The organism is Alkalibaculum bacchi (assembly GCF_003317055.1).
In the GTDB taxonomy this organism is placed as follows: Bacteria; Bacillota; Clostridia; order Eubacteriales; family Alkalibacteraceae; genus Alkalibaculum; species Alkalibaculum bacchi.
The window spans coordinates 21,898-36,720 of the sequence record NZ_QNRX01000026.1 but is presented as its reverse complement, the minus strand read 5'-3'; the positions used below and the strand labels follow the sequence as shown (position 1 = coordinate 36,720).

Sequence of the window (14,823 nt, the reverse complement as noted above, 5' to 3'; positions counted from 1 at the left end):
ATGCTATCTTCTACAGATGCACAAACATCTATATAAGTTGCACCTGCTTCTGTTTGTGCTTTTGCTAAATTGCGAATAAAGTCTGCATCCTTTTCAGCAATCGCTTTTGCTACGGATGGGATGGATCCGTTGATTTTTTCACCAATAATAATCATTACTACTCAACCTCCTATATTAACATTGTATTAACTTTACCAAAGATGAGATGATAACCTTTTCAAGGTTAAATCTACCATCAATTTTAGTTCAAATTAATTTTACACTAAGCTAAACTTTATGTCAATTATGAATTGCTAATTTTTTTCACCTTTACGAATTTATAAATCCTTGACAACGATTTAATTAGTAAACCATACCGTATTTTCATATTTATAAATCGAAAAGTCACAAATCGGATCACCTTACATAGTATAAATTACAAATATGAATGTAAGGAGGTTCTCCTATGAGTTGTTTTTTTGAAGAATGCGATGGCTCAACATTACTAATGTTCTTCTTATTATTAGTAGTTTTATTTGATGGCATTGGTATGTTTGGTGACGACAATGAAACTTTACTGTTCTTCTTCTTATTATTAGTCATATTATTCACCAAATAATATCGGAAAAGAAATACAGCAAAACTGCGAGAAGTTCTATAAATGAGTTCCTCGTAGTCTTTTTATACCCTAAGCATCATTCCTGCAAACAAATACTGCCTATTGACTACTAGATTTAATAATCTCATATAAGATAAATATGGCATGTCTGCGTCTAGCCATACGATATTATTGTATGGCATTCTTACTATTTTATATACATAATCTAATTTCAATAAAAGAAGTTTTGCTGGAAAAAGCAATATGATATCCTTCTTACGTACTTCCAAGAGATAAAAACTCTCCTTTTATCTTAGCAATAAAGGGATATACGTAGATGTATATCCCTTTATTTGATATTTCTTTGACCATTATTTAATGATATTAAAGTACTTTTCTTATTCAATAACTTTTAATGGTCTCATCATATCGTTATCTTCATGTTCTAATATATGACAATGCCAAACATAATCTCCAACATGTTCCTTAAAATGCATTATGATGGACGTTACTTGATTTGGCTCTGTTCGAACTACGTCTTTTAAACCTGTTTCAAAAGGTAACGGTTTCTCGAGAGTTTCGGGCTTAAAAATATAATTTCCATCCCTATCAAAGTCTTTATCCGTTACAGTTTTTCTTCCTAGTATTTCAAAATTCACTAGATGGACATGAATAGGATGTGGAACAAAAAAAGTATTACGAATATGCCATATTTCAACACTGTCTTTCTTTACAATTTCTGTACATGGATCACTCCACATGCTATCATTCAATAGATGTAGTACTCTACCCTCATAATGAGGATCAGGTTTAGAAGCTAAGGTCATTGTCCTTTCTTTAGTAGCTCTTGCTGCATCTAGGTGATGATAAGGATATAATTCATGTGGAATTTCACTTCTATCCTTTGATTCACATTCATATCCTACAATAAATTTCATTATAACATCTGTATGCGGTGAGCCACTAGCTCCCGGATTGGTATTGATTAAGGTTATTTCCTTACCTTTGTATTTCGAAAAGTCAATAATCAAATCCATTCTTTCAGCTGGCTCAAAAGCGAAAGATTCTATTGTCACTGGGTGTTGTAGCAGCCCTAAGTCCGTTCCAATCTGGTGGAAAACAGCTCCATTATCTAGTTGAAGATTGTAAGCTCGAGTATTTGAACCATTTAGCATTCTAAATCGATACTTACGAGGTTCTACTTTTAAATACGGCCAGAGCTTTCCATTTACAACAATGGTATTTCCAAAGAAAAATGATGGCGTAGATGGTATCGGAGCAGGTACTTCTGGTGTGGCATTATCAGGATAGTGGAGAGATCCATCAGGATTAAATGTCTTGTCTTGGATAAGCAAAGGTATTTCATAATCTCCACATGGTAGATTGAGTCTCTTTTCAAGTTCATCCCGAATAAGATAAAATCCGGCTAAACCAGCGTATACATTTAACCTAGTAATACCAACTGCATGATCGTGATACCACATAGTTGCTGCAGGTTGGTGATTCGTATATTCATATACTTTTCTCTTAAAAGCATAGCCTACCTTTCCACAATTATTCGTATACCAAGCATCTGGATGTCCATCGCTATGAGAACTTACATTTGCCCCATGAAGGTGGACTACTGTTCGAACATCAGGTGTATTCATTGTTCCATGAAGAGTACGATCTATTGGTAAAAAATGTTTATCTGGAAGACGGTTTTGCCATTTGACTTTAACTGGAACGTCTTTTTCTACTTCAATAGTTGGTCCAGGATACATTCCATTATACCCCCAAATTGTAGTGGGTGGAAAATATCGATGAAATTTGTGTTTTTTCTCTTTCATCGATATATTATAAAATATCTCTCTGCAAGATGAATCTTCCTTTCCTTCAGCGGGTCTTGCAATCAATGGTTTTGGAAGAGAGTCAACAAATTTGGGTATCGTTTCTGGTTTTGAAGGATCTATCCTTGTTTCTATTGTATTATCTGAGTAATCTTTCATATAATCACATCCATTTGTACTAAGATTAGATAAATAACTTATCTTTAACTATAGTATGTTGTAAGTAATGAACTTGTGTTTAGTATGAGCTCCTTCTTTATCTTATTAAATCTTAAAATAATTAACCTATGAATCCTTCTTTAATAAAATATAAAAAATCTTCTCACAAATTATTACTACTCTCCATAATATGGAGTAGAAACATAAAAATTTAGGAGGTTTTATAATGAAAGGTTTATTTAATGACTGCGATTGCTCTACATTATTGATGTTCTTCTTATTGTTAGTTGTATTGTTTGATGATATTGGTTTCTTCGGAGAAAATGACGAATTATTGTTATTCTTCTTCTTATTATTAATCATCATCTTTACTAAAGGTGGTTTTATTGATAACAACAAATGCTAGTTTTAAAAGGGAGTGTAACCACTCCCTTTTATTTTGAAAAAGATAAGCCATAATTCTAATCTCCTCAATTAAAACTTAATGTACTTAAACTAAAAAAATATATAGAAACAACAAAAAAGTCGTGTTACAATTAAATGCATTTATATATCATTAATAATAGTCTATACACTTATAATATAAGACAAATGTACATTAAAGGAGAAATTTACAATGGAAAAGTATGTACCTGAAATAATGGGTAATCTTAGAAAAAATATTATCACTGTACCTGAAATCATCTCAAAAGTAAGTGGAATTAAAATATTTGGCAAAAGAATCAAATCTATTTTATTTACTACAGATGTAGCTATAATAAAAAATTGTAATGCTAATGCGATTATTGCCGTATACCCCTTTACACCTCAACCAATTATTTCTCATTCTATTATATTAGCATCCGATGTTCCCGTTTTTTGCGGTGTAGGTGGAGGCACTACTATAGGAAAAAGGGTTGTCAATCTAGCAATGGATGCTGAGTTTCAGGGTGCTATGGGGGTGGTGCTAAATGCACCTACACCAAATAGAGTTGTTCGCATGGTTAAAGATCGGATTGATATTCCTATTATTTTAACTGTTGTATCTATAAACACCGACTTTAAGGAACGAATTGAAGCAGGTGCTACCATATTTAATGTTTCTGCAGGTAGTCATACTCCGGATGTGGTTAAGCGCATTCGAGAGGAATTCCCTTTCTTTCCGATTATAGCTACTGGTGGACCTAATGATGAAAGCATTCTAAAAACTATTGAGGCAGGAGCAAATGCCATTACATACACTCCTCCTTCAACAAGCAGTATCTTCAAAAAGATGATGAATGATTATCGCCAAGAATAAGACAGCACCTGCGGCGCTTTAGCCATCATTGATCAGCTACCAGTCGCCAGTGCTAGGGTCAAGTCTTACAGGTCTAAGATTCAACTGCATATAAAGATGACATAAATAATAGCTAAGTCCAAAAGTAGAACTTTCCTAGTTAAATCAAAAAAGACGAGACCTATTATATTTAAGTTTCGTCTTTTTTAATTTTACTATCATCGTTTTATGATTTTGCTTACCACCTAACCACCTTATATAAACATTTCTTTACTCATTCGATCAATTTCTTCATTAATCACATCATATACTCCAGGGAAACAGCTATTATCTCCGCCAGCGCTATGAGATGGAATAAAGTATAGTTTACCGTTTTCTCGGCAAGCTTTTTCTACATGTTCAGCGACTATTTCATGTGTCCAGTCTGGAAAATCTACTTGACCACTGTGAATGCCTCCCATAAAGGTGATTTTTCCACCATAATTTTTAATAAGTTCAGGTATATTATTTGTATTCATAACTCCCTGCCAAATATCAATGCCCATTTCAATCATATAAGGAACTAAATTTGCTGCATAACTATCGCTGTGGTGAATGATTACTTCAACGCCATTTTCTTTATAATAGCCATATATTTTCTTATATGCTGGCACAAAAAACTCTTCAAACATATCAGGAGAAATAAAGGAGTTTATTTGGCTACCCCAATCGTCATGATGAAAAACAGCATCTGGATGTAGATGATCGATAAACTCTTTAGCAAGCTTAAGTTCCCATTCTGTTATGTATTCTATTAATTCATGCATTGCTTCTGGTTCCTCATAATACGCCATTAAAGCTTCTTCCATACTCATAAGATAATGAACGTGTTCGAAAAGACCTGGTGCTACAAATACAGTTACATATTGCTCATTACGGTCTACAGCATTTGCAGTTGCAATGGCATCAGCCCAAGCTTCTTCAGGGTGAATAATATTTGGTGCTTTTACTACATCTCTCCATTTAGTAATATCTTTAACCAGAGTATGTTCTTCATCGTGTACTGGGAATGCACCAATTTGACCTTCTGGCCATCTTGTCGTAACGCCCCATTCATTGACGATTTGTCCCCCTATTGGTGGTTTAAGACGAGTAATTGGCGTGTTCATTATTAGTTTAAAAGCTTCGTATTGCTTTACAAAGCGATCTGGTTTTCCACCTTTTAATACTTCTTTCAAATTCTGTCTCTTGGTTAACATATATTGTCCTCCTTTTATATTATACGTCAAAGATATCTTTGCTGTATAATAAATTTTATAATTATATTAATCGTTTTCATATTGTAAGATATATTTATTTTATCATGCTTATCAAATTTGTCAATGACTTTTTATACAAGTATAATTTTATAACATAATAATATTGATTAGATTTAAAATTCAGTATAATATTTCTGTTTCTTATATCTATCTTTAAGCATAATTCTATTATCTATTTTAGTGTGAGTATACACTCAGAAAACAATTACCTAGCATAAATTTTTACTAAAACACTTATAATAATAAATTATTATTGATATTACAGGAGGGTATTATGCTATACATTATAAATGGTCATATAATGACTATGAATAAAGAGAATTACAATTGCGGAACCATTGTCATCGACAATGAAAAAATTGTTAAGATTGGTGAAAATATATCCATATCACCAAAAGAAGAAGATATCGTGATCGATGCAACCAATTTGTGGGTAATGCCTGGATTAATTGATGCCCATTGTCATATCGGCATTACAGAAGAAAAGAAAGGAATTGAAGGCGATGATTGTAATGAAGAATCTACCCCTATCACGCCTTATTTAAGAGCTATAGATGCAATCAATCCCTTAGATCCAGCTTTTCACAATGCCCTACAATCAGGTATTACATCGGTTATGACAGGACCTGGCAGTGCCAATATCGTAGGAGGCCAATCGGCGTATATTAAGACTCATGGGCGAAACATAGACGATATGATAGTCAAAGCTCCTGCTGCCATGAAAATATCTTTTGGAGAAAATACCAAAAATTTATACAGAAGCAAAGACAAAGCTCCGAATACCCGTATGGCAATAGCCTCAATGCTCCGCGAGGAAATTTGCCGTGCAATGAATTATAAAAATAAGAAAGAAAAAGCCATTGAAAGTGGAGAAAATTTTGAAGAGGAGTTCAAATTAGAACCTTGGTTACCTGTATTAGAAGGCAAAATCCCCCTAAAAGCTCATGTTCACCGCTGTGATGATATTCAAACTGCCATTCGAATCGCAAAAGAATTTAATTTGAATATGACTCTAGATCATTGTACAGAAGGACATATTATTGCTGACGAAATAACGAAAAGTGGCTTTGACGTTATTGTTGGACCTGATTTGGCCTCAAGAAATAAATTAGAGTGTAAAAACGCTGATTTTAAGACATCTGGGGTATTAGCTAAAAAAGGAGTTCGGGTAGCTATTGCCACAGATCATCCTGTCTCTTTAATTCAATACCTCCCTATTTGCGCTGGTTTAGCTGCTAAAAAAGGTTTAGGAATAGAAGAAGGTCTTAAGGCGATTACGATTAACCCTGCAATCATATGTGGCGTAGATAATCGTGTAGGGAGTCTTGAATGTGGAAAAGATGCTGACATAGCAATATTCACAGGAAATCCTATGGAAGTTTTCACTGATTCTGTGTACACCATAGTAGATGGAGTCGTAGCCTATAAAGCAGAATAGCTGTGGCACTTTAATCCCTAGTCATTAGTCACTAGTATTAGGGTATTACTTTACAGGCAGAATCCTTCATTTGCGCTCAAGATGACTGAACAAGAGCTAAGATCATCCCGAGCGACAGGGTCAAATCTTCGACCCGTAAGACTTGACCCTAGCATTGATGACTGGCCGCTAGCAGCTAATACGCTACAGGCGCTCTTGCTTTTATATGGTTCATACAAGGTAATGAACTTAGCCTAGGGCTATATCTAGAGTCATCATAATTATAAATCCCACTGCATAACCGATGGTTCCAATATTAGAATGGCCTCCTTCAGATGCTTCTGGAATTAACTCCTCAACTACTACGTACATCATTGCACCTGCTGCAAAGGAAAGAAGATAAGGTAATACTGGTACAATTAAACCAGTAACCATCAATGTAAGTATTGCTGATATAGGCTCTACGACTCCTGATAAAAAACCGTAAGTAAAAGATTTCCCTCTACTCATCCCTTGGCTTTTTAATGGCAAAGAAATAATTGCTCCCTCAGGAAAATTTTGAATGGCAATGCCTATAGCAAGAACTAGAGCTCCTGCTAATGAGATATCGTTATTAGCAGATAGAGCACCAGCAAAGATTACACCTACTGCCATACCTTCAGGTATGTTATGAAGAGTTACAGCAAGCATTAGCATAGTGGATTTTCCAAAAGAACTCTTCATCCCCTCAGGCTCATCGCTGTCTAAATGCAAATGAGGTACGATTTGATCCATAATCAATAGAAAAAGAATTCCTAAGGCAAATCCAACTGCTGCTGGCATAAAAGATAGTTTACCCATTCCCTCTGACATGTCAATTGCTGGTATGATCAGAGACCAAATCGAAGCAGCTACCATTACTCCTGAAGCAAATCCCAGTAGTGCCTTTTGAACTAAGGGATGAATATGCTCTTTCAAAAAAAACACGCATCCTGCACCAAGGGTAGTGCCTATAAGCGGAATAAAAACTCCTAGTATTGCTTTGTCCACATAATTCCTCCCACTTAATTTTCTGTTCTATTCTAGAATGATTCTATCTATATTTTAGCATTTCCATTCATTTCCGTCGACTTCAAAATGAGCCAATACATCTATTCCTTATCTAATATAAATTTGTATATTACATTAGCAACTCCATCTTCATCACAAGAAGTAGTAATATACTGAGCGTGTTTTTTGATATCATCTGGTGCATTTTCCATTGCTACGCCTAAACCTGCTTCTTGGATCATAGACAAATCGTTGTAACCATCACCAATTGCAATCGTTTGAGCTATATCAAAACCATAGTCTTCGCATAATTTTTGTATAGCAATTCCTTTTGTAGCTTTTTCATCTACAAATTCTAAATAAAAAGGTCTTGAAAAATGATGAACAATTCTTTTATCTATTTTTTCCTTAAAATCAGCTTGATGTTTTGATAATTTTTCAGGTTCGTCATACCATAATATTTTTGTTATTTCAGTTGGGATCTCATCAATGCTATCTATTTTTATATATGGTGTATTAATGGATTTACTATACTCTTTTGCTTTATCATTTTCATGATTTACATATAATTTGTTGTCAGACCAAATAATCATAGTTGTATTCCATTTAGAACCTATATCATAGACCTCTTTTGCAAGGTTTTTTGGTAAACTTCGTTGATACAGGATTTCTTTACTTTTCCCTTTTATGACCATGGCTCCATTGTATGTAATAAATGGAAGATCTCTATTAATTTCTTCATTTAATCTCTTAACACCTTGGATAGGTCTTCCAGTACATATTACAAAAACAACCCCTGCATCTACAGCTTCTTGTATCGCCTTTTTCGTTTTCTCAGTCAATATACCTTGACTATTTAATAAAGTCCCGTCGATATCAACTGCAATTAATTTATAGTCCATATTCTTCTCCTCGCTAGCAAACTACGCTGCCATAAATTTATGTAATATTACATCATTATACCCTATTTTTCTCCACATATTTAATTATTTTTGATAGAGAAAGGTGTCAGGTATTACCTGATCACCTTATTTGAAAATTTTATATCCATTATTCTGTAAATGATTATTGATTTCTTCTGAACTTGTTTTCTCATCGTAAATGACTTCTATTGCTTGCTTATCACTGCTAAGCTGCGCTTCTCTTATGCCATTCATATTATATAATTGATGTATTACTCTATCCTGAGTTTCTTTATCCACTATACCATCTATACATAATCTTGTCTTTTTCATAATTATCTCCTCCTTAAATTTATAATAGCCTTGATTATTATCTCTCTTTTAAATACAGCCTATTCAAGATCCTTAAGAAAAGTAAAGTACAGCCATATATGTAATCCCATATAAAATATGGTATGATAGGATGAAATAATACAAGACACGAGGTAGACAATGATAAAATTTGAAAACAATTTTCAATTAGATACTGCAATGAAAAATCTTATACTTTCTATGATTGAAGTAAGTGAGTACCTAAATGAGATTCTCAATTACACAGAAAAAACATTAACACCAAAAATGGAAAGAGAATTAATTAAAATATTACAAAAGTACCATGTACCACACAATAATCTAAAATATGATGTAAAAAAACTTATAGATAATCCTTATTACAAAAACATTAAATTAGATGATGTGCGAACAGACACTGTATGGTATGAAAAAGCTCTTATTAAAAAAAGAACTTTAATGAGCATGAACTTTCACAAACCTTTAGGAAAATACCTTTTTCACTATCATCCTGTAGGGTATTTTGAAAATGACGTGTACTTACCTGTTCTAAAAGAAGGTGAGGATAAAGTATGGATGTCTCCTGCTATTAGCGAAATAGAAAGTATGAATGTTGGCATACAAAAGGGTCATGGAAAGTGTATGACTATGGGTCTAGGAATTGGTGTTCTCCCCTACCTTTGGTTAAATAAAGAAGAAGTAGAAAGTGTAACCATCGTAGAATTTAATAAGGATGTCATTGATTTATTCGAAAAATACATTCGCCCACAGTTTCCAAAAAATAAAAAATTAGAAATCATTCATGGCAATGGCCTAGATTATTACAATGAAGAGTTTTTAAATCAATTTGACTACGCATACATTGATTTTTGGGAGTCTAATGAAGATGGCTTAGAATACTACACAAAGCTTATGGAAAAAAAAGTATACTACGAAAACATAGATTTCTGGGTAGAAGATTCTATGCTTTCAGATGTGAAACACATCATAACTCCATATCTAAATACTCTCTACCAAGGAAAAAGCATAGCTGAATACATTTCTTCACTAGAAGGATTAGACCAGGCAATCGCCAAAAAAGCCAATCGATACTTCAAATCAAGAAACCACATTATCCGCACAGAAGAGGAGTTATTAAGCATAATTCATAGTAGAGCAATTCTAAGAGAGATTTTGGCACAATAAATTTTAGGTGGTCAGGTGGTCAGCTTTAAGGTGGTCAGCAAAACCATTTTAGCCACCAATGGTGGCTTTTTAGTAAGAAAAACATTATTATTCTTATTTGGTAAAATACGAAGAGATATGTAATTCATAATATTATCTCGCCTAAAGCCGAGTTGATTTTGCTGACCACCTGACCATCTTAAATAAGAACCCCTTTGATCATTGCCTTTGTATTCACATCAAAAGCACTTTCTGGCTGATGTAATTTGACAACATCATTAAAGTAAACATCCTTGTATTCTTCAAATATCTTGTCTTCACTATATCCTTTTGCAAATCGCTCTAAGATGAAATTAGCTGATTTTCTTACAGCACTTATACAATTTTTCCAATAGTTCTTTGGGTCACTTTCATCTAAAAAACCATGATGAGGAGATATAATATATTTATGCTGTGTTCTTTGGCACTTTTCAATAGAATTAATAGTTTGTTGATAGCTGATAATAAAAACAGGATAGATGTCCCCTGAGAGCATTAAAACACCTGTAGTTTCACTTGCAAATAAAATTTCATCGCCTATAAGAAAAGATAAACAACACTTAGTGTGCCCTGGTGTTTCTAATACCTTAATATCTATTCCACCTAAATCTATTTTATCTTCCTCTGAAATGACGATATCTACCTTCATTAAATTATCGTCGTAATCTACTGTTTCCTCAACATCATAGTATTGCGCTGCTTGATTGCTAAGTTCTCTAATAGTCTTTAAAGCATTTTCTCTTTTAAGAACATACTGAGCGTGTTTTGCTCCTAGTACTTTTACATTTGTCCATATCTGCCTTAAGTATGGAATAGCACCTATATGATCGTAATGAGAATGACTTATGAGTATATAGTCTAAAGTCTTCTCCTCGCCTAAAACTCTTTTTATATTTTCAAAGAGCTCTTTAGCACAATAAGGCATACCACAATCTATTAAAGCTACTTTTTCCTCTCCAATTACTAGAGTAGAATTACAACTTCCCTTTCCACAAGATACGTCTATTACTTTATCCCTTAAATTTATCATATGAACTCCTTATCCTAACATTGTAACTTATAATTACAATACAAAAATAATGCAAGTTTTTAATAAGCTTATTTTTACCGTACATTTTGCATTCTTTTGACAATTTTAATAGATTTTATAAACCCATCGTATTATATCATATATATTGACATTATTGTATATTTTAATTATAATTAAAATATAATTTATTAATTTCAGATAATATTACAATTACTCAAGGAGGATGAATATGCCAGAAGAAAAGAACTTAGTTCAAGAGAGATCTCAAATTTACAGTGACTTCTATAATAACAAATTGCCTAAACGTTTACCTGTCGCTCCAGCTTTTCCGAATTCCATGATTGCAGAATACGGTGGCCTTGACCCAGTATCTTATCAATATGATTTTACCTTATTAGCAAAATCTGCTGAAGATCTTTGTAAAGTAATCTACTCCGATGCCTGCCCTGTTGCTCCACCTAATATTGTGGGTACAAGACCACCTAGTATTTATGAACTCTTCGGTTCTCAGAGTTTTGTCATGAGCAGAAGTGGTCAGGTACAACACCCAGAAGTAGTGGGAATGTTTCCTGAAGAATATCCTCAATTAATCGAAGGCGGTTTTGATTTTCTAGTAGAGACCGTAATTCCTAGGCAACATAAAAATCTTTCTCTAGATGATTCTATTAAGAGATCAACTGTTTTAGAAATGGGAAAAACATCCTTATCCAACAATACCTTAGATTTTATGCCTATCTATATGAATTTAGTTCAAAAATTTGAGTACTATCCCGGTAGCCCTTTTGGATCTTTTTCTGGTGCTGAAGCGCCTCTAGACTTCGTCGCAGACCAATTGAGAAGTTTTTCTGGCATGAGCATAGATTTAAGAAGAAACAAAAGCCTAGTAAAGGAAGCATGTGAAGTCGTTCTTCCATTAGTCTATAAATGGGGAATACCTGCTAACCCACATCCTGAAGGTAGCGTTTTTCTTCCCTTACATATGCCTACCTTTATGAGAGAAAAAGATTTTATTGAAGTGTATATGCCTACATTTAAGAAACAACTTCAACAATACGCAGCCCTCGGCATCCGTCCACAAATATTCTGTGAAGATAATTGGATGCGTTATCTTGATATTATATACGATGAATTCCCTGCTGGTTCAATGCTCTTATTTGAATACGGAGACCCTAAAACCATTAAAGACAAATTAGGCAAGAAATTCATGCTTAGTGGCTTATTCCCTATTAGCTCTTTAAGAACAGATACTCCTGCTCAAATCATTGATAGAGCAAAAAAATTCTTAGATATTATGATGCCAGGTGGAGGTTATCTATTCTCCTTCGATAAAAACCCACTAGCAGCAAAAGACGCCAATATCGAAACTTGGGCGGCTCTTAATGAATTCTTAAGAGATTATATGGTATACGATAACCCAGGAGAAAGCTTTGGTACTCCTCTAAACTCTGAAGGTTTTGTAAGAGATTACAATGTAATACCAGAAGTAGAATCAAAATACCTATTCAATTGGGAAGATCACAAAGCAAAATACCCCCACACACCAGATTTAGCGAAAGCAAAATTTGAAAAGATGAGCAATGATATTTTCTTGTCTTATATGAATTTGTTGATTTAAGGTAGTCGGGTGGTCAGCAAATATGCGACTTACGTCGCAATGAACAGGGAAGAATGAATAATGAACCATTAACAATATTCAAGAAAAAGAGCCCTTTAGCCACCAACGGTGGCAAGATGCTTTTGCTGACCACCTATTTTTCCTCTTCATAACAAATAATTGGCATTCCCGGTTCAATTTCTTCATATAGCGCCCTTGCCAAATACGTAGGTGCATTTACGCATCCGTGACTGCCATTTTGTTTGTATATCTTGCCTCCAAAAGAATGCCTCCATCTAGCATCGTGTATTCCTATATTTCCATAAAAAGGCATCCAGTATTTTACTTTGGATTCGTAACCTTGCCCTCTTAGAGTGGCATCTGTTATCTTATAATTGAGCATATATGTACCAAGATCTGTGTCAAATCCTCTGCTTGCATTGCCTGTTACAATTGGACCTTCTGTTACCAGTTCTCCATCTTTATAAAACCATAAATGTTGTTTTGTAATATTGATCTCTACATAAGTATTTCCTATATCATTATCTTCTCTAGAGAATGCCCTCTGGGCATATGTAGGCTCTCTTTCTATCACTTTTCCTGATTGAATCTCTTCTAGCAGAATCTCTTTCTCTCTGAATAAGTCAATCTTCCAACCATACAAACCTCCAGATACTTCCACTATTTTTCCTGTAGAGGTTTTAAAGTTTCTCTTTATACCAATAGTATTATATTTTTTAGCTAATTCTTTTAAATAATTATGTATCTCTTGCTCATCTATTATAATGTCCAAATTCCTATTTACACGTAGCCATTCACGAATAAGCTTATAATCTATTATTTCATTTTTGCTGCCAAATCGATAAATTACCTTTGATTTAACAAATTTATTAAGCTTATCTTCGGTTTCTTTTGTCTTGTCAGAATGTAAAGTATATTTTGGATTTTCGTAACAATTATTAGCATCTATATCTAATGTTCTTTCTCCATTTAATATACTTCTTATTATAACTTGATTTAATAGGTCTCTATTGATTTTGTTCCCATAAACTTCTTTAATGGCTTGATAAAAGCCATTTGAATATTCGAAACTTACACTTTTAGGTTCTATGACCTCTTTATTTAAACAAATTAATGCATCTACTCTACTACTTAAAGCTTCTTCATCATATAAAAATAAATCGCCTACAAAATATCTACAGTCCTTAATATAAGAAATAATCCAAAAATAAGGTTTTTGCATGTATTGGATTTGATAGATACTGCTCTTCTTATTTAAAAACAAACCAATATCATTACCAGTAATTTTTTCTGTATAGCCATCTCGATCAACTATTTCCAATTGATATTGATCAATATATTCTGCAATAATAGGAATTACTTCATCGTATGTCTTGTATGATACATCTACGCCATTTATTACCGTATTATAATAAAAATGATTTGTAAAGTATATTGAAATCAGAAAGTATATTACTGTCATTACAGCCAAAATAATTCCTAATTTGAAGAACACTTTTTTTTTAGGTAATCTCTTATAATCCATTCTCACGATACCGTCTAATCCTTCCATTATAATGCGTTAAACTATCGCTTATTTATAATATGTCTGTGGTTTCATCTTAAGACTCTATAATAGAATTATTTAAGGAATTGAATCTATTCTATCTCGTATAATATATAGAACCTATGATAATAAATAAAATGAAGGACGTTTATCTGTGGAGCATGAAGAAAGCCTCTACTGAATAAGTTTCACTATATGTACCCATTAGCTGTAGTTACTTACTCAAAGGGATCTGCTTATAAAAAATATACATGCATGCAGCAGTTGTCCCCCAAGTGATGGGATAAACCAGCACGATTCGATCAGGTGTAGGATTACTACCCATAAACAAAATCACTAGCGCAACCCGAACTATACAGAAGTTTACAACTGTGATTATGGCTGGTTGCAAAGATTTCCCTAATCCTCGAATGGCAGATGAGAACACTTCCAAAACCACATAAAGAATATAAAAGGGAAACGCTCTCCTTGCTAACAACTGGCCAAGATGGATGATGGATTCATCTACAAGAAATAAACTAAATACCCCCTCGCTATAATATATTAAAGTTCCTGATAGAAATACAGTAATTCCAAAGCCCAACAGTAGCAGAGGCTTCCTTGCCAAGTAACCTACCGACAAAAATAAGA

At 33.6% G+C, this 14,823-nt stretch carries 15 protein-coding genes and 1 pseudogene; 6 read left to right on the top strand and 10 right to left on the bottom strand.

The window, feature by feature from the left end; all coding sequences use genetic code 11:
- Positions 1–155, bottom strand: a pseudogene (locus DES36_RS15220) (methyltetrahydrofolate cobalamin methyltransferase); the annotation flags it as partial.
- 290 nt (positions 156–445) lie between these two features.
- Between DES36_RS15220 and DES36_RS14980 the strand changes: the two are divergent.
- Positions 446–598, top strand: coding sequence for a hypothetical protein (locus DES36_RS14980; protein ID WP_170128336.1), 153 nt, complete (start codon positions 446–448; stop codon positions 596–598).
- Between the two features lie 62 nt (positions 599–660).
- On the opposite strand, the gene DES36_RS13875 is transcribed toward DES36_RS14980, so the two are convergent.
- Positions 661–867, bottom strand: coding sequence for a hypothetical protein (locus DES36_RS13875; RefSeq protein WP_113921814.1), 207 nt, complete (start codon positions 865–867; stop codon positions 661–663).
- A gap of 108 nt (positions 868–975) precedes the next feature.
- Positions 976–2,565, bottom strand: a complete 1,590-nt coding sequence (locus DES36_RS13870; RefSeq protein WP_113921813.1) for a multicopper oxidase family protein — start codon at positions 2,563–2,565, stop codon at positions 976–978.
- Between the two features lie 226 nt (positions 2,566–2,791).
- Here DES36_RS13870 and DES36_RS13865 point away from each other — a divergent pair, with 226 nt between their 5' ends.
- Both DES36_RS13865 and DES36_RS13860 read left to right on the top strand, forming a co-directional pair.
- Positions 2,792–2,971 carry a hypothetical protein gene (locus tag DES36_RS13865; protein ID WP_113921812.1) on the top strand — a complete coding sequence of 60 codons (180 nt, stop codon included), beginning with the start codon at positions 2,792–2,794 and terminating at the stop codon, positions 2,969–2,971.
- Between the two features lie 210 nt (positions 2,972–3,181).
- Positions 3,182–3,844, top strand: coding sequence for a beta/alpha barrel domain-containing protein (locus DES36_RS13860; protein ID WP_113921811.1), 663 nt, complete (start codon positions 3,182–3,184; stop codon positions 3,842–3,844).
- A 233-nt stretch (positions 3,845–4,077) separates the two neighbouring features.
- Here the strand turns inward: DES36_RS13860 and DES36_RS13855 are convergent, their stop codons facing one another.
- Positions 4,078–5,061: a uroporphyrinogen decarboxylase family protein gene (locus DES36_RS13855; protein ID WP_113921810.1), complete on the bottom strand. Its 984-nt coding sequence runs from the start codon at positions 5,059–5,061 to the stop codon at positions 4,078–4,080.
- A gap of 334 nt (positions 5,062–5,395) precedes the next feature.
- On the opposite strand from DES36_RS13855, the gene DES36_RS13850 reads away from it, so the two are divergent.
- Complete coding sequence (locus DES36_RS13850; RefSeq protein ID WP_113921809.1) at positions 5,396–6,559, top strand: amidohydrolase; 1,164 nt, start codon at positions 5,396–5,398, stop codon at positions 6,557–6,559.
- A 228-nt stretch (positions 6,560–6,787) separates the two neighbouring features.
- On the opposite strand, the gene DES36_RS13845 is transcribed toward DES36_RS13850, so the two are convergent.
- The 3 genes from DES36_RS13845 to DES36_RS13835 all read right to left on the bottom strand — a co-directional run bounded on the left by DES36_RS13845 (position 6,788) and on the right by DES36_RS13835 (position 8,802).
- Positions 6,788–7,567 carry a ZIP family metal transporter gene (locus tag DES36_RS13845; RefSeq protein ID WP_113921808.1) on the bottom strand — a complete coding sequence of 260 codons (780 nt, stop codon included), beginning with the start codon at positions 7,565–7,567 and terminating at the stop codon, positions 6,788–6,790.
- Between the two features lie 101 nt (positions 7,568–7,668).
- Positions 7,669–8,469 (bottom strand): Cof-type HAD-IIB family hydrolase, encoded by an 801-nt coding sequence (locus DES36_RS13840; protein WP_113921807.1) that lies wholly within the window; start codon positions 8,467–8,469, stop codon positions 7,669–7,671.
- A 126-nt stretch (positions 8,470–8,595) separates the two neighbouring features.
- Positions 8,596–8,802 carry a hypothetical protein gene (locus tag DES36_RS13835; RefSeq protein WP_113921806.1) on the bottom strand — a complete coding sequence of 69 codons (207 nt, stop codon included), beginning with the start codon at positions 8,800–8,802 and terminating at the stop codon, positions 8,596–8,598.
- Positions 8,803–8,961: 159 nt separating this feature from the next.
- On the opposite strand from DES36_RS13835, the gene DES36_RS13830 reads away from it, so the two are divergent.
- On the top strand, positions 8,962–9,984 hold the full coding sequence (locus DES36_RS13830; RefSeq protein ID WP_113921805.1) for a polyamine aminopropyltransferase: 1,023 nt from the start codon (positions 8,962–8,964) through the stop codon (positions 9,982–9,984).
- Positions 9,985–10,162: 178 nt separating this feature from the next.
- On the opposite strand, the gene DES36_RS13825 is transcribed toward DES36_RS13830, so the two are convergent.
- A complete protein-coding gene (locus DES36_RS13825) occupies positions 10,163–11,032 on the bottom strand; it encodes an MBL fold metallo-hydrolase (RefSeq protein WP_113921804.1) in 870 nt (289 codons plus the stop codon).
- A gap of 229 nt (positions 11,033–11,261) precedes the next feature.
- On the opposite strand from DES36_RS13825, the gene DES36_RS13820 reads away from it, so the two are divergent.
- Positions 11,262–12,647: a uroporphyrinogen decarboxylase/cobalamine-independent methonine synthase family protein gene (locus DES36_RS13820; RefSeq protein WP_113921803.1), complete on the top strand. Its 1,386-nt coding sequence runs from the start codon at positions 11,262–11,264 to the stop codon at positions 12,645–12,647.
- Positions 12,648–12,780: 133 nt separating this feature from the next.
- Here the strand turns inward: DES36_RS13820 and DES36_RS13815 are convergent, their stop codons facing one another.
- The gene (locus DES36_RS13815; protein ID WP_242981779.1) at positions 12,781–14,199 is read right to left on the bottom strand and encodes a L,D-transpeptidase family protein; all 1,419 of its coding nucleotides are present in this window, start codon (positions 14,197–14,199) and stop codon (positions 12,781–12,783) included.
- 208 nt (positions 14,200–14,407) lie between these two features.
- Positions 14,408–14,800, bottom strand: a complete 393-nt coding sequence (locus tag DES36_RS13810; RefSeq protein ID WP_170128335.1) for an MATE family efflux transporter — start codon at positions 14,798–14,800, stop codon at positions 14,408–14,410.
- Positions 14,801–14,823: the final 23 nt, after the last annotated feature.

What these genes read in the sequence shown, in the direction of transcription:
- DES36_RS13855 (WP_113921810.1), bottom strand. Translation starts at nt 5,061, where the DNA reads ATGTTAACCAAGAGACAGAATTTGAAAGAAGTATTAAAAGGTGGAAAA.
- DES36_RS13820 (WP_113921803.1), top strand. Translation starts at nt 11,262, where the DNA reads ATGCCAGAAGAAAAGAACTTAGTTCAAGAGAGATCTCAAATTTACAGT.
- DES36_RS13835 (WP_113921806.1), bottom strand. Translation starts at nt 8,802, where the DNA reads ATGAAAAAGACAAGATTATGTATAGATGGTATAGTGGATAAAGAAACT.
- DES36_RS13870 (WP_113921813.1), bottom strand. Translation starts at nt 2,565, where the DNA reads ATGAAAGATTACTCAGATAATACAATAGAAACAAGGATAGATCCTTCA.
- DES36_RS13815 (WP_242981779.1), bottom strand. Translation starts at nt 14,199, where the DNA reads ATGGAAGGATTAGACGGTATCGTGAGAATGGATTATAAGAGATTACCT.
- DES36_RS14980 (WP_170128336.1), top strand. Translation starts at nt 446, where the DNA reads ATGAGTTGTTTTTTTGAAGAATGCGATGGCTCAACATTACTAATGTTC.
- DES36_RS13825 (WP_113921804.1), bottom strand. Translation starts at nt 11,032, where the DNA reads ATGATAAATTTAAGGGATAAAGTAATAGACGTATCTTGTGGAAAGGGA.
- DES36_RS13850 (WP_113921809.1), top strand. Translation starts at nt 5,396, where the DNA reads ATGCTATACATTATAAATGGTCATATAATGACTATGAATAAAGAGAAT.
- DES36_RS13865 (WP_113921812.1), top strand. Translation starts at nt 2,792, where the DNA reads ATGAAAGGTTTATTTAATGACTGCGATTGCTCTACATTATTGATGTTC.
- DES36_RS13830 (WP_113921805.1), top strand. Translation starts at nt 8,962, where the DNA reads ATGATAAAATTTGAAAACAATTTTCAATTAGATACTGCAATGAAAAAT.
- DES36_RS13840 (WP_113921807.1), bottom strand. Translation starts at nt 8,469, where the DNA reads ATGGACTATAAATTAATTGCAGTTGATATCGACGGGACTTTATTAAAT.
- DES36_RS13860 (WP_113921811.1), top strand. Translation starts at nt 3,182, where the DNA reads ATGGAAAAGTATGTACCTGAAATAATGGGTAATCTTAGAAAAAATATT.